Here is a 15,996-nt window from a genome sequence, read left to right as displayed (position 1 = left end):
GATATTATGAGTTACAATAGAAGAGTAAGTAGAGAAGTCAGTGTAGGAAATGTTAAAATAGGAGGTAATAATCCTATAAGCGTTCAATCAATGACTACAACAGATACAAGAAATGCTGAAAGTACTATAGCTCAGATAAAAAGATTAGAAGCTGTAGGATGTGACATAGTCAGAGTAGCTGTTCCTGATATGGAAGCTGCAAAAAATATAGGGAAAATAAAAGCAGGTGTAAATATACCTGTAATAGCAGATATACATTTTGACCATAGATTAGCATTAGAAGCTATAGAACAAGGTGTTGATGGAGTTAGAATAAATCCTGGAAATATCGGTAGTATAGAAAAAGTTAAGGCTGTGGTTGAAAAATGTAAAGAAAGAAACCTAAAAATAAGAATAGGTGTTAATGGAGGTTCTTTAGAAAAAGAGCTTTTAGCTAAATACGGTTCAGCAACAGCTGAAGCGCTAGTTGAAAGTGCTTTGGGACATATTAAAATACTAGAAGATTTAGATTTCTATAATATAGTAATATCACTAAAGTCATCAGATATTTACAAGACACTAGAAGCTTATGAACTTATTTCTAAAAAAGTAGACTATCCACTTCACATAGGAATAACAGAGTCAGGAAGTGTTAAAAAAGGAACTATAAAATCTTCTATAGGTGTTGGGACATTACTATTAAAAGGTATAGGAGATACGATGAGAATATCTCTTACTGGAGACCCAACAGAAGAAATAGTCGTGGGAAAAGAGATATTAAGAAGTTTAGATTTATTAAATGATAAAATAAAAGTAATATCTTGTCCTACTTGTGGAAGATGTAATATAGATTTAATAAATACAGTAAATGAAGTAGAAGGTAAGATAAGTGATATAAATAAAAACATAACAGTAGCAATAATGGGTTGTGCTGTTAATGGTCCAGGAGAAGCTAGAGAAGCTGATATTGGTATAGCTGGTGGAAAAGGAGAAGGTCTTTTATTTAAAAAGGGTGAGATAGTAAGAAAGATAAAGGGCGATAAACTAGTTGAAGAATTATTAGAAGAAATTGAAAAATATTAATTAATTTAAGAGTTTAAATAAAAAAAGTCTAGAATAAAGTAATTTATTCTAGGCTTTTTTTATTATAAAATAAAAGATTATAGCTGAATTTTGAAAAAAATATGCCTCTATAGTATAATGAAATAGGGGGAGTTTATGGAAAATAAAATCATATCTAAATTAAGAGAAACTAAAATTAGTGAAAGGCTCTTAAAGTCTTTTTTTATACTTTCTATAGTACCAATAATACTTATGTTTTTAGTAGTTAATACTACTACGATTAACTTAATTAAGAATAATATTATATCTAATGATAAAGTTGCATCTAAATTAATAAGTGACTCTATTAGTAATTATATAAGTAGATTTGATTCAATTACTAATGAGATAATATGGAATACTAAATTATTAAATAATATTAAATTTTACAATGATTTAAGTATTGAAGAGAAAACTAAATTCAATGATGAGATGGCTAAAATACTTAGATCAAGAACTACTTATATTTCAGATGTAGCAGATTTTACAATACTAAATCAAGACTTAAATGTAGTATATAATGAAGGGGTAAGCTATATAAAACATGATATTAAGCTATACGAAATTAATAAAGGTTTAGAAAAGAGTAAAACAATAAATTGGACTGCTATAAATCAAGGTAGTTATAATTATATAGCTATTACAAAGCCAATTAAAATAGGAAAAACAACATATGGATATCTATTCTTAGCAATTAAAGAAAAGGTTATAGTAGAAATGTTTAAAAACTATAATGAAAACTTTAACGGATATGGTGTAGTTTTAGACGAAAATAATAACGTAGTTGCTAGCAATAATAAAATAATTAGCGATTATGAAAGTAATAATTCACCAGAAAAATTTAAGAAAAATAATATAAATCAATATAAAAATATTAATATTGTAAAAGATATTGATAAATTTACAAAAATAATAAAGTATAATGGGAAAAGATATATTGCAACCACTAAGCCTATAAGTTATGCTTCATGGAGACTTATAGGAGTAATACCCTATGAATATATATATTTAAGTTGTATAAATATTTATAAAACATATGTATTTGTATGCATAGCTGTTATAGGTATGTCTATTTTTATTGCAATGTTGATTTATAAATCAATAGCAAATCCTATGAATGAAGTAGTAAATGCTATGAATAGTGTAAGTGAGAAAAATATAGGTGACACAATTCCTATAAGCGGAAATGATGAGATTTCGACTATAATGAAAAGATATAATGTAATGTCCCAAAATATAAAATCATTAGTACATACTGTAAAGGTTAGAGAAAAAGAAAAAAGGGAAATTACTTTAAGAATGTTACAAGCTCAAATAAATCCACATTTCTTATTTAATACACTAGGAAGTCTAAGATATGTTGCTATGATGAACAACGATAATGTAGTAGCAAATGGATTAGAAGCATTGGCAAAGTTATTAAGAAGTACAATAGTAAATAAAGATGAATTTATTAGTGTTAGAGATGAAATAGAAAATGTTAAAAACTATATTACAATAAACAAAATAAGGTATGGAGATACCTATAATATAGATTATGAAATAGAAGAATGTTTATTAGAAGAAAAAATTTTAAAATTTATACTACAACCATTAATTGAAAATTGTATACTTCATGGATTTGAAGAACATGATGAGTTGAATAGTATAAAAATTAAAATATCTGATGGAGAAGAGTTCTTATATTTTGAAATAATAGATAATGGTGTAGGAATAAATGAAAATAAGTTAGAAGAAGGATTTTTTAATATTGATAAATTTGCGGGTATAGGTGTAAAAAATGTAAGGGAAAGACTTAGTTTGTATTATGAAGGAATATTTACTTTTGAAATAACATCTAAGCAGAATAAAGGAACAGTGACTAAAATAGTAATTCCTAAGATTATAGGGGGATAGATATATGAGAATATTAATCGTTGAAGATGAGTATATAACTAGGAACTTTTTAAGTTCCATCATAAACTGGGAAGAGCATGATATGATATTGGTAAGTTTAGCTAAGGATGGATTAGAAGCTCTAAACATAATAAAAAAAGAAAATATAGATATAGTGATAACAGATTTAAAAATGCCTAAAATGGATGGAAATACATTAATAAAAAATTTAAAAGAAATAAAGTTTAAAGGAAAAATAATAGTTCTTAGTAATTACGATGATTTTAGTTCTGTCAAAGAAGCAATGAAGAATGGTGCGTATGAGTATCTTTTAAAAGTGACTATAAGTAAAAATGAGCTTTTAGAAATTTTAGAAAAAGCTAGAGCTGATTTGATTAATAGTAATAAGTTAATAAAAGATAATAATATAGTTGAGATATCTAGTGAAAAACTAAAAGTAAATGAATATTTAGAAATGTATCTAAAAGGAGAAGTAAATATAATCATTGATAGTAATTTAGAAGAAAAATATTTAAGAAACTTTAATTTTTTATATCTTAGAGCTGTAACTACGGATGTAGAAAACTCTGAAAAAGAAAAGAAATTAAGTTCATTTATATCAAATGTAATTAATAGTTGTGCATTAGATGTTAACTCAAAGCTTATGTCACTTATTCATATAAGGAGAAATGAGTTTGGTATAATTATTAAAACTGATAATAAAATTGATGATATTAATTTATTGGCTAGAAATATAACAAGAAATGTTAAACAGTATTTAAATATTAAATTTGAAAAAGTAATACATAAACAATGTAAAGAAATAAAAGAGTGCCTGGAATTAATAGAAAATGAAAGGCAAAAATCAAACTATCAGATTAATTCAAAGGTAATTGGATGCAGAAGAGAAATAAAAAAAATAATTGAGTATATAAATAATAACTTAGAAAAAAAATTAAATTTAGAAATTTTAGCAAAAGTTGTAAATATGAATGAATCTTATCTAAGCAGAATATTTAAAGATGAACTAAGTATGACAATATCAGACTATATAAAAAACACAAGGCTAGAAAAAGCAAAAGAACTATTAAAAGATAAGGATATGAGAATTAAGGATGTTTCTATAAGTGTAGGAATACAAGATCAACTTTATTTTAGTAGATTATTTACAAAGTTCTTTAATATGACTCCAAGTGAATATAGAGAAAAATATTATAAAGAGTAAGAATTATCCATATTGATGTAAAAATTTTTCATTTTTATATGCACATATCTGATATACAATTATCTTGAGAAAACGATTTCAAAATAATTTTTAACTAATAGTTATAGGAGGGGTATTATGAAGCATCCATTTAAAAAAGTAGGTTCATTATTAGCAGTAACAGTTATGATTATGGGATCATTAGTAGGATGTTCATCAACAGGGAAAGACGAAGGTAAAGATGATACAGCACAATCAGGAGGAAAAATTGAGGGGACTCTTGATGTAGCGGTATTCGAAGGGGGATATGGGACAGCGTTTTGGGAAGAAGCTGAAAAGAAATTTGAAGAATTATATCCTGATGTAGATGTTAAAATAACAGCTAGTGCTAAAATAGGTGATGTAATAAGACCACAAATAGCAAGTGGAAATTCACCAGATTTTATTTATCATAGTGCTCAAAATGCAGAGAGTGTTGCGAAAGCATTAATAAAAGATAAAAACCTAGCTGATTTAACTGATGTATTTGAAAAGCCAGCTCCAGGAGAAGATACTCCAATAAAAGATAAAATGATGGACGGTCTTTTAGACAAAACATCAGTTGCTCCATATGGAGATGGCAAACCATACTTAGCACCATTATATTACAATGTAACTGGTTTATGGTATAACAAAGCTTTATTCGAAGAAAAGGGATGGGAAGTTCCAAAAACTTGGGATGAATTTACTGAATTAGGTAAAAAAGCTAAAGCTGAAGGAGTAGCTTTATTTACATATCAAGGGCAGCATCCAGGATACTTAGAAGCTTTAGTATGGCCAACAATAGCATCTGAAGCAGGAGAAGAGGCTATAGAGGCTATATTTAACTATGAAGAAGGTGCATGGGATAAGCCAGAAGTTAAAGCTGCGCTTGAAAAAATACAAAAATTAGGAACTGATGGATACATGTTAGATGGTACACCTGCAATGTGTCATATACAAGCTCAAACTGCACATTTAAAGGGAGAAGCTTTATTCTGCCCAAATGGTAACTGGTATGAAGGTGAAATGAAAGACGCTGTTCAAGAAGGATGGGAATGGGGATTCATGGCACCAACAGCTACTAAAGAAGGTGCAGATAGATATGTATCTACAATGATAGAAGAAATGTATATACCAGGAAACTCTGATAATATAGAAACTGCAAAAGAGTTTATGAGATTCTTATATAGTGATGAAATGATAGAAGCTAATGCTAAGCTTAACCAAGCAGTAGTTCCAACTAAAGGTGCATTAGAAGTTGCTAAACAATATATACCAGCATCAAGTTACGATTGTTTAACAGTATTTAATGATGGTACTAAGCCAATAATAGAAGCTTGGAAAACTGTAGAAAATACTGAAATAAACATGAGAGATGAAGTATTAGGTAAGGCTGGTGCAGTATTAAGTGGTGAACAAAGTGTTCAAAATTGGTTAGACGCATTAAAGGCATCAAATAGCAAAGTAATAGAAGCTATAAATAAATAATCTTTATTTGAAAAGTAAAAGGGCTATTTTTAAACTGTTGGCTATTTAGTGATCGCGATTAGGTGTTGATATAAATTTATTCCAATGCATACTGCGTTTGCAAATTTATATTTAAAATCTAATCCAAGGATTATATAGTAGAGTTTTAGAATACGCCCTTTTTAAAGAAAAATTTATGCAAAAAGATAAAAAAGTATTTAATTTAATGTTTATGAGTTTAAGCATATTTTAGAAAACTGATTTTTATATTAAAGTTTATGTATGATATAGGCTTTATTTTAAAAGATTATGGAATAGCTTTATATAAAATATATAAGTTTTAATATGAAAATTATATAGCTTAAGGGGGATAATATTATGGCTACAACAGGATGTGTAACAATACCAACTGACGTAGGTATTGATAAAGAAATGCAAGAAATTATAAGAAGATGGGGCGCTGATGCAATTAGAGACTGTGATGGAACTAAACTATCTAGTGACCTTCAAAATTTGAATTTAAAAATGTATTCAACATATTTACCTACAAGAAATGACCAAGAGTGGGCTAAAAGCCATATGGATCAGCTTCAACAATTATATGTTGTAAGTGAAAGTCATATTGCATTAGATTCTACTATTTCAATAGATATAATGAAAGGTTTCTATAAGGAACAATTTAGACCAAATACTAAGGATGATATAAAGAAACTTTGGGAAGTTATAGATAGAACAACTGGGGAAACAGTAGATCCTAGCGATTGGGATTTTGATTATAAAGATGAAACTGTTATTGTTAGAAATGCAAAGAGTTTTCATGAATATACAGTAAGCTTTTTAGTTTATCAAATATGGGATCCAACTCAAATGTATAATCACTTAACTAATGATTGGGGAGATAAGCCTCATGAAATGCCCTATGATGGTAGACATCCAGAAACTTTTGAACATATGAAAAATTACCTTCAAAAATGGATAGATGAAAATCCAGAGATAGATGTTGTAAGGTTTACAACATTCTTCTATCACTTTACATTGATATATAATGAACAAGCTAAAGAAAAGTTTGTTGACTGGTTTGGATACAGCTCATCTTTAAGTAAACAATGTTTAGATGAATTTGAAAAAGAAAAAGGATATCGATTAAGAGCAGAGGATATTATAGATGAGGGATACTATAATTCTCCGTTTAGAATACCTACTAAGGAATATTTAGATTTTGTAGATTTTCAATCAAAGTTCGTAGCTACTCATGCAAAGGAGTTTGTAGATATTGCTCACAATGCTAAAAAGGAAGCTATGATGTTCTTAGGTGATAACTGGATAGGAACTGAGCCATATGGAAAGTACTTTGAATCAATAGGATTAGATGCAGTTGTAGGTTCTGTAGGAAATGGAACTACTATGAGAATGATATCTGATATATCAGGTGTAAAATACACAGAGGGAAGGTTCTTACCATATTTCTTCCCAGATGTATTCAGAGAAGGTGGAGACCCAGTAGGTGAAGCTAGAGAAAATTGGACTCAAGCAAGAAGAGCAATACTTAGAAAGCCTCTTGATAGAATAGGCTATGGTGGATATTTAGGTCTAGCTCTTAAGTTCCCTGAGTTTGTTGATGAAGTAGAAAAAATATGTGAAGAATTTAGAACTATACATAAGAATATTAAGAAAACGAAGGCTCACACTGCTCCATTTAAGGTAGCTGTACTTAACTGTTGGGGGAAATTAAGAAGTTGGCAAACAAATCAAGTAGCTCATGCATTATGGTATAAAGAAATTTATTCATATGTTGGAGTTATAGAATGTTTAAGCGGTATGCCTGTAGATGTAGAATTTATAAATTTTGAAGACATAAGAAATGGAATATCAAGTGATATAGGTGTTATAATAAATGCTGGAGATGCTATGACCTCATGGAGTGGTGGAGAAAATTGGATAGATGAAGAGATAATCACTAATATTAGAAAATGGGTATACGAAGGTGGCGGTTTCATAGGAGTTGGAGAACCAACTGCTTATCAAAAACAAGGAAAGCTATTCCAATTATTTGATGTACTTGGAGTAGATAGAGATTTAACTTATGGATTATCATATAGAAAATATCATGAGTTAAGTGAAAAACACTTTATAACTGAAGAAATCAAAAATGAATTCGATTTTGGAGAAGGTAAAGAAGGAATCTTCAAAAAGAGAGATAGTGTAGAAATACTTTCTATACATAAGGGAGATATAGCACTTTCTACAAATACTTACGGAAAAGGTAGAGCAGTGTATATGTCAGGACTTCCATATACTCCAGAAAATTGTAGACTTTTATTAAGATCCATATACTGGGCTAAAAATATGGAAGATAAGATGAAGGAATTTTATGTAAGCAATGTAAATACAGAGTGTGCAGCATTTACTGAAGTTGGTAAAATGGCGGTTATAAATAATTCTTTTGAAGAGCAAGTTACAGATGTATATGTTAAAGGAGAAAAAGTAGATACTTTAACACTTAAATCAGGAGAATTAATTTGGATGGATATAAAATAGGGATTGTATTAAAATTAGTTTGATAGTGTAAAATGGCTTAGATATATCAATATTTATATCTAAGCCTAATCATTATCTAATTATATTTTAAATGCAGTCCCTTTAGATTTTATATAAGATTATATAGAAAATATTTTATTAATGATTATTAAATTTGTTATTACTAATATATAAATGTAGTTACTATAATATAATTCACCAATATTATGAAATATTGATTATAATAAATATTAAATTACATATTAAGTTATTAAGTTATATCAATAGGGGGGATTAAATATGGATATCAAAAAAACTATTTATAGAAAATTATTTCTATCTACATTTTATCTGAGTGCATTTACATTTGGTGGAGGATATGTAATAGTACCTCTTATGAAAAAGAAATTTGTAGATGAATTGAATTATATTGAAGAGGAAGAAATGTTAAATTTGGTTGCAATAGCTCAGTCTTCACCAGGACCAGTGGCTGTAAATGCATCTATTTTATTGGGATATAAAGTTGCTGGTATATTTGGAGCACTTGTAACAATATTAGGAACTATATTACCTCCATTAATCATACTATCTATAATTTCTATTTTCTATACAGCATTTCGTGATAATGAAGTTGTAAGTGCAGTTTTAAAGGGAATGCAATCGGGTGTTTCGGCTGTTATTTGTGATGTTGTTATTAATTTAGGAAAAAATGTAGTAAATGAAAAATCTACTACATCTTTATTTATTATGATAGGAGCCTTTATTACTACTTACTTTTTAAATATTAATGTAATATATATAATTTTAATTTGTGGAATTATAGGTGGTATTAGAGTATTTCTAATGGATAAAGATAAATTGGAGGTCAATAAATAATGGTATACATAAAATTATTTCTAAGTTTTTTCCAAGTCGGATTATTTAGTTTTGGAGGAGGATTTGCAGCTTTACCACTTATTCAAGATCAGGTAGTAGATGTAAATAAGTGGCTTACGCTTGCAGAATTTACAGATTTAATAACTATTTCTCAAATGACGCCAGGTCCAATTGCTATAAATGCAGCAACATTTGTTGGGATAAGAATCGCAGGCGTCCTAGGTGCAATTATTTCAACTTTAGGATGTATATTACCTTCATGTATTATTGTATCATTATTAGGGTGGCTTTATTTTAAATACAAAAACCTACCTCTTATGCAAGGTATTCTTGGAGGGTTGCGTCCAGCTGTTGTAGCTCTTATAGCATCTGCGGGGGCATCTATTATGGTTCTCTCATTCTGGGGAGAAAATAGTATTTCTTTAAATTTGTCAGATATTGATTTTGTTTCTGTAGGTTTATTTTCAATTGCTTTATTTATTTTACAGAAATATAAATCAAATCCTATTTATGTAATGTTAGGTTCTGGTATAGTTGGCGGTATATTATACATAATACCATAGATTAAATCCTTATTTATGATTCATAATGCGACGTTTAAGAGTTTAATTATTTACTAGATAAGTTGAAAAATACGATAATTATAGGATATAATTAAGGTCATGAAGTTATATGATTCATAGGTAAAGGAGTTTCGTAATATGAAAAGTAAAAGAAGGGTAAAAAGAAAGCTAAAGCCAGGAGTTAAGGCTTTATTAGGCTTTATAGGTATATTATTTATAGTTATTGTATTTAATAAGTTAAATAATATTATAAATGGGAATATTGATATATTTAGCGATAACAAAAAAATAGTTGTGATAGACATAGGGCATGGTGGTAAAGATCAAGGAACACAAAGTCTAGATAAACAAAAAATAGAAAAAGATATAACTTTGCAAATTGGAAGTAAGGTAATTGAAAAATTAGAAAAAGATAAGAGTATAAAGGTTATAGCTACAAGAACTACTGATAAATATATATCTTTAAAAGAAAGAAATAAAATAGAAGCCGAAAATAATGCAGATTTATTTGTATCAATACATGCTAATGCAACTGGAGACGGCTCATCTAGCACTGAAGGGGTAGAAACTTTCTATTGGAAGAATGATGATAAGTCATATAAGCTAGCTCAATCAATTCATAATAATATAATATCAAGTGTAGGAGCATTAGATAGAGGAATTAAGCGTGGAAACTATCAGGTATTAAGGGATTCTAGTTGTCCCTCAGTATTAATAGAAACTGGCTTTTTAACTAATTATAAGGAGTCAGTTAATTTATCTAAGAACTCATATCAAAATAAACTTGCTAATTCAATTGTCAAAGGAATTCAAGAATATATAAGTGAAGAAGGTAGTGTATCTGAATAATTTTATAAGAATATGAAAGTAAGAGCTATATATAAATGTTGTTTATATATAGCTTTTACTTTATATATAATTGTACACTGATATTAAAGGAAAATGTTTATTTTAAGCGGTGTAATGTGTAAAAGTAAAGAAAATCTATATAAGGGTAAGATTAATCTATTTTAATAAGTACTAAAGATTACTATTATTTAAGTATAGAATTTTAATTAAAAATACAAAGGGGGAGTAACTGTGGATGTTAATACATTAGTACCGAAGAAACCACAGAAAAAAGAATCTAAATTTAAAAGTATTTTAGGAAAAACACCTAGAGAAAGAAGTAGAAATATATTTATTTTTTGGAGTGTAGTACCGACATTTTTATTATTTTTACTATTCAAAATTTATCCTATGTTAAGTGCAGCAAAAATGTCACTTTATAGATCTACAGGACTTAGTAGCTCACCAACATTTATAGGCTTTGATAACTTTGTAACTTTATTTAATGATCCAATATTTTGGAAGTCACTTAAAAATACGTTCTTCTTATTAGGGGTATTCCCATTAGTAACAATGATTTTAGCACTATTCTTTGCTGTAATACTTACACAAGGAAAAATTTTCGAATGGGAGAAAACGTTATACCGATTAGTATACTTTTTACCAAATGTTCTTTCAATGGTTGTTATAGGTATGATGTTTATGTATGTATATGACTTTAATCTAGGAATTTTAAATTCATTTTTAGATTTTATAGGAATGGAAGCATTTAAGAGAACTTGGCTTGGAGAAAGTGGAACTGTTATGTGGGCATTAGCATTTACTATGGTGTGGCAAGCAGCTGGTTATTATATGGTAATGTATATATCTGGAATTAATAGAATACCAGAAGATTTATATGAAGCAGCTACATTAGATGGTGCAAGTCCAATAAAACAGTTCTTTATAATAACACTGCCTTTAATATGGGAGGTTGTCAGAGTTACAATTACCTTCTTTATTACAGGTGCGTTTAATCTAAGTTTTATATTTGTAAAGGTTATGACAAAAGGTGGTCCAGATCATGCATCTGAAACATTATTAAATACAATGGATATACAAGCATTCATGAATGCTAACTATGGTTATGCAATGGCAATTTCAGTAGTTGTATTTGCAATAGCAATAGTACTAGCTTTATTAGTTAAGAAAATCACTGAACGTGATGTAATAGAATTATAGGAGGTGCCAAAGTGGTAAAAGATAAAAAAATAACGCCTAAAAGTATATTTACAGGTGCTGTATTAAGGATAATTTTAATATCATTTTTATTTATGGTTGTAGTACCGCTTTTATGGACAGTAATGCAATCTTTTAAAACATCCCAAGAGTTTTTCGCAGATCCATGGGCTCTTCCAGGAGCATTTAATTTCAATAATTATGCAAGTGCATGGGAAAAAGCAAATATGTCCGCATATTTTATGAACTCAGTATATGTAACTTTAGTGTCTACAGCATTCTTAATGATATTAGCTGTTCCAACATCATATTGTTTAGCTAGATTTAAGTTTTTTGGTGGAGAGCTTATAATGTTAGCAATGACGCTAGGATTATTCATTCAACCAGCATACATATTAGTACCATTATTTTTACTAGTTGCAAAACTAAATTTATTAAATAACTTAACAGCATTGAGTTTAATATACGCTATAATCCAGCTTCCATTCTCGATTTTTATATTGACAGGGTTTATAAAAGGTGTTTCAAAAGAATATGAAGAAGCAGCAGAAATAGACGGATGTACTAGACTTCAAACAATAAGACATGTTGTTCTTCCTATGATAAAACCAGGTATGCTAACTGTATTAATATTCAATTTTATGGGATTTTGGAATGAATATGCAATGGCATTTACATTATTAACAATGGATAATAAGAAGACTTTGCCAGTTGGCCTACAAAATCTAATGGAAGTACAGAGATTCTCAACTGACTGGGGAGCATTATTTGCAGGTATGGTAATAGTAATAATTCCAACAGTAATAGTTTATGCTTTTCTTAATAAGAAACTTACAGAAGCTGTTAACGTTGGTGGTCTTAAGGGGTAATTTTTATGAAACCAAATATAATAGTATTTTTTTCAGATCAGCAAAGATATGATACAGTTGGAGCATACGGTCAAGTGTTGGACGTTACTCCTAATCTTGACTTTATGGCAAGTGAAGGTGTTAAATTTGAAAATGCATTTACTTGCCAACCAGTGTGTGGTCCAGCTAGAAGTTGCATGCAAACAGGGAAATATGCTACTCAGACAGAGTGTTTTATAAATGATATAGGTCTTAAAGAAGATGAAATCACAATTGCAAAGCTTTTAAATGAAGAAGGATATGAGACAGCTTATGTTGGTAAATGGCATCTTGCATCAACAAAAGATGAATGTGATTTTTCAACTTCTCCAGTTCCAGAAAATAAAAGAGGTGGATATAAAGATTATTGGATGGCATCTGATATTTTAGAATTCACTTCTCATGGATATGACGGATATGTATTTAATAAAGATATGCAAAGAGTTGACTTTAAAGGATACAGAGCAGATAAAATTACTGATTTTGCGTTAGAGTTTTTAGATAATAGGGATAATAACAAACCATTTTTATTATTTCTATCTCATATAGAACCTCATCATCAAAATGATAGAAAAACTTATGAGGGTCCAATAGGATCAAAAGAAGAGTTTAAAAATTATGTTTTACCAGATGATCTAAAAGGAATAGATGGGGATTATGAAATAAATTATCCAGATTATTTAGGATGTTGTAAGTCTTTGGATAATAACCTAGGAAGAATAAGAGAGAAACTAAAAGAATTAGAAATTGATGATAACACTGTGGTAATTTATACAAGTGATCACGGATGTCACTTTAAAACAAAAAATAAAGATTTGCCATATGGTGGAGCAGATGATTATAAGAGAAGTTTTTACGAAAATACTATAAGAGTTCCAATGATAGTTTATGGACCAGGATTTAAGGGTGGAAAGGTTATAACAGAACTTGCTAGCTTAATAGATATTCCAAAAACTATAGTAGAGCTTGCACAGAAAAATACGCCAAATTTTATGCAAGGCGTGTCATTGCTTGACTTATCAAATAATAATTTAAATAGAGAAGAAGTATTTATACAAATTAGTGAGAGTTATGTAGGAAGAGCTATTAGAACTAAAAAATATAAGTATTGTATAATAGATCCAACTAAATTACCTTATGAGGAAAATCAGAGCTTAGAATATGAAGAACATTATTTATATGATTTAGAAAATGACCCATTGGAAAGAGTAAATTTAATTAAATCAAAAGCTTATGAAGATGTAAGATTAGAACTTAGAGCAAAGATGAAGGAATTTGTAAAGAACGTAGAGAACATAGATATAAAGATAAGCATTTGTCAGGAGGAAAATCTATGTGCAAAATAAGAGAATATTTGCCATCAAGTAAAGAGATGTTATTAAATGCACAAAAATATGGGTATGCAGTTCCAGCATTTAATATACATAATCTAGAAACTATACAAGTGGTACTAGAAGCTGCGAATGATTTAAAATCACCAGTAATTTTAGCTGCAACACCATCAACTGTAAAATACGCAGGTGAATCATATTTACTTACAATAATAGAAAAAGCAAATGAAATAAATAATGTTCCAGTGACATTCCATTTAGATCATCATGAAAATGTAGAAGATATTAAAAGAATAATAACTATAGGATGTAGGTCAGTAATGATTGATGCATCAAAGTATGAGTTTAAAGAGAATGTAGCTATAGTTAAAGATGTAGTTGATTTTGCTCATAGATACGGAGCAACTGTAGAAGCAGAACTTGGTAAATTAGGCGGAAGAGAAGATGATATCATAGTAGATGAAAAAAATTCATTCTTAACTGATCCAAAGGAAGCAGTAGAATTTGTAAAAATGACAGGAGTAGACTCCTTAGCAGTAGCAATAGGAACTGCTCATGGACTATATAAAAGTGAGCCTAAATTGGATTTTGAAAGATTAGAAGAAATAAGAGGTTTGCTAGATGTTCCATTGGTACTTCATGGAGCATCAGGAGTGCCAACAGAAGCTGTTCAAAAGGCAATTAATCTTGGAATTTGTAAAGTAAATATAGCTACAGAGTTAAAAATACCTTTCTCTAATGCAATAAAAGAATATTTTAAGGAGCATCCAGATGCCTCTGATCCAAGAGAGTATCTAGTACCAGCTAAAAGGGCAATGTATGATGTTGTAGTTGAAAAAATTAAGATGTGTAACAGTGAAAATAAAGCATTAAGCTATAGTACAAATATATAAGAAATAAATTTAAAAAGCTATGAAAGATATATGTATTTAGATTCATAGCATTATTATGGCATATAACTTAAGGAGGAAAATTTATGTATTATATAGGTATAGATGGTGGAGGAACTAAAACTACTTTTACTTTGATTAATGAACAAGGATTAAAAATAGGACAATATAAAACAGGAACAACACATTATGCACAAATAGGCTTTGATGGATTAAAATCTGTTATTAAAGAGGGGATAGAGGAAATACTTGAAAATAGTGATATTAGTAGAAATTTAATAAAAGGTGTATTTTTAGGTTTACCAGGATATGGGGAAGTAAAAAGTGTGAAACATGAAATTGAAGAAGTAGTAAAAAGTATACTTGGAGATATAAAGTATGAAATAGGAAATGATGTTGAAGTAGGTCTTGCAGGTTCCCTAGCGGGTGAAGATGGAATTAATATAGTAAGTGGAACTGGATCTATTGCATTAGGAAAAGACTCAACAGGAAGTTTTGCTAGATGCGGTGGATGGGGAGATTATATAGGTGATGAAGGTTCTGCTCACTGGATAGGGAAAAAGACATTAGAAATATTCTCTAAAGAAGCTGATAATAGACTTGAAAAAGGTGACCTGTATTACAATATAAGAGAAAAGTTAAATTTAGAAGATGATTTTGATATAATTGATTATGTATTAAATAAAATTCAAAAGGATAGAGGGAAGATTGCTGAATTTTCTAGTATATGTCACGAAAGTGCATTACAAGGAGATAAAAATGCGATAAAAATATTTGAAGAAGCAGCATATGAACTTAGTTTATTAGTAAAGATGATAGTAAATGAATTAAATTTTGAGAAAGAAATTTTAGTTTCTTATTCTGGTGGTGTATTTAATAGTAAGGAAATGATACTAAAACCTCTAAGAAAAGAATTATCAGATTTTAATGTTAAGTTAATAGAGCCAATTTTAGGTCCAGATGAAGGAGCATGCTTACTTGCATATAAATTAGACGGGAATATGATAACTGAAAGCTTTATAGAGAATTTAAGTAAGTCTATAGAAGAAGTGACAGCTTAAAAAATTATATATTGATAAAACATTAAGAGTATGTGAAAATAATTTATTAAGGATATAGATTATTTTGATATACTCTTTTTTTATACAATAAATGATATATAAAGTAATTAAAATGAAGATTATAGGTTAAGGAATAAAATTATTATACATAGTAAAAGTTATAAAAGAGGAGGGCAAA

At 28.8% G+C, this 15,996-nt stretch carries 13 protein-coding genes; all 13 read left to right on the top strand.

Annotation, left to right across the window (positions count from 1 at the left end):
- Positions 1 to 6 precede the first annotated feature (6 nt).
- The 13 genes from ispG (at position 7) to H8923_RS00420 (ending at position 15,818) form a co-directional block, all read left to right on the top strand.
- A complete protein-coding gene (ispG, locus tag H8923_RS00480) occupies positions 7 to 1,062 on the top strand; it encodes a flavodoxin-dependent (E)-4-hydroxy-3-methylbut-2-enyl-diphosphate synthase (RefSeq protein ID WP_153971559.1) in 1,056 nt (351 codons plus the stop codon).
- 135 nt (positions 1,063 to 1,197) lie between these two features.
- A complete protein-coding gene (locus H8923_RS00475) occupies positions 1,198 to 2,976 on the top strand; it encodes a sensor histidine kinase (RefSeq protein WP_153971560.1) in 1,779 nt (592 codons plus the stop codon).
- Between the two features lie 4 nt (positions 2,977 to 2,980).
- Complete coding sequence (locus H8923_RS00470) at positions 2,981 to 4,180, top strand: response regulator transcription factor (RefSeq protein WP_153971561.1); 1,200 nt, start codon at positions 2,981 to 2,983, stop codon at positions 4,178 to 4,180.
- Positions 4,181 to 4,297: 117 nt separating this feature from the next.
- Positions 4,298 to 5,668 (top strand): carbohydrate ABC transporter substrate-binding protein, encoded by a 1,371-nt coding sequence (locus tag H8923_RS00465; protein WP_153971562.1) that lies wholly within the window; start codon positions 4,298 to 4,300, stop codon positions 5,666 to 5,668.
- A 357-nt stretch (positions 5,669 to 6,025) separates the two neighbouring features.
- Positions 6,026 to 8,185 (top strand): 1,3-beta-galactosyl-N-acetylhexosamine phosphorylase, encoded by a 2,160-nt coding sequence (gene gnpA, locus H8923_RS00460; protein WP_153971563.1) that lies wholly within the window; start codon positions 6,026 to 6,028, stop codon positions 8,183 to 8,185.
- A 279-nt stretch (positions 8,186 to 8,464) separates the two neighbouring features.
- Positions 8,465 to 9,040, top strand: coding sequence for a chromate transporter (locus H8923_RS00455; protein ID WP_153971564.1), 576 nt, complete (start codon positions 8,465 to 8,467; stop codon positions 9,038 to 9,040).
- Positions 9,040 to 9,603 carry a chromate transporter gene (locus H8923_RS00450; RefSeq protein WP_153971565.1) on the top strand — a complete coding sequence of 188 codons (564 nt, stop codon included), beginning with the start codon at positions 9,040 to 9,042 and terminating at the stop codon, positions 9,601 to 9,603. The genes H8923_RS00455 and H8923_RS00450 overlap by 1 nt, the downstream gene beginning before the upstream one ends.
- Positions 9,604 to 9,741: 138 nt before the next feature.
- Positions 9,742 to 10,452, top strand: coding sequence for an N-acetylmuramoyl-L-alanine amidase family protein (locus tag H8923_RS00445; RefSeq protein WP_153971566.1), 711 nt, complete (start codon positions 9,742 to 9,744; stop codon positions 10,450 to 10,452).
- Between the two features lie 231 nt (positions 10,453 to 10,683).
- On the top strand, positions 10,684 to 11,652 hold the full coding sequence (locus tag H8923_RS00440) for a carbohydrate ABC transporter permease (RefSeq protein WP_317982791.1): 969 nt from the start codon (positions 10,684 to 10,686) through the stop codon (positions 11,650 to 11,652).
- Positions 11,653 to 11,663: 11 nt separating this feature from the next.
- On the top strand, positions 11,664 to 12,518 hold the full coding sequence (locus tag H8923_RS17215; protein WP_207707760.1) for a carbohydrate ABC transporter permease: 855 nt from the start codon (positions 11,664 to 11,666) through the stop codon (positions 12,516 to 12,518).
- A 5-nt stretch (positions 12,519 to 12,523) separates the two neighbouring features.
- On the top strand, positions 12,524 to 13,882 hold the full coding sequence (locus H8923_RS00430) for a sulfatase-like hydrolase/transferase (RefSeq protein WP_153971567.1): 1,359 nt from the start codon (positions 12,524 to 12,526) through the stop codon (positions 13,880 to 13,882).
- On the top strand, positions 13,870 to 14,760 hold the full coding sequence (locus tag H8923_RS00425; RefSeq protein WP_153971568.1) for a tagatose bisphosphate family class II aldolase: 891 nt from the start codon (positions 13,870 to 13,872) through the stop codon (positions 14,758 to 14,760). Before H8923_RS00430 ends, H8923_RS00425 begins: the two co-directional genes overlap by 13 nt.
- 83 nt (positions 14,761 to 14,843) lie before the next feature.
- Positions 14,844 to 15,818, top strand: coding sequence for an N-acetylglucosamine kinase (locus H8923_RS00420; protein WP_153971569.1), 975 nt, complete (start codon positions 14,844 to 14,846; stop codon positions 15,816 to 15,818).
- The last annotated feature ends 178 nt before the right edge of the window (positions 15,819 to 15,996 follow it).

The sequence above is a fragment of the Romboutsia faecis genome (assembly GCF_014323405.1).
GTDB lineage: Bacteria > Bacillota > Clostridia > Peptostreptococcales > Peptostreptococcaceae > Romboutsia_E > Romboutsia_E faecis.
The sequence above is the reverse complement of the archived record's forward strand: the minus strand, read 5'-3'. Positions and strand labels throughout refer to the sequence as shown.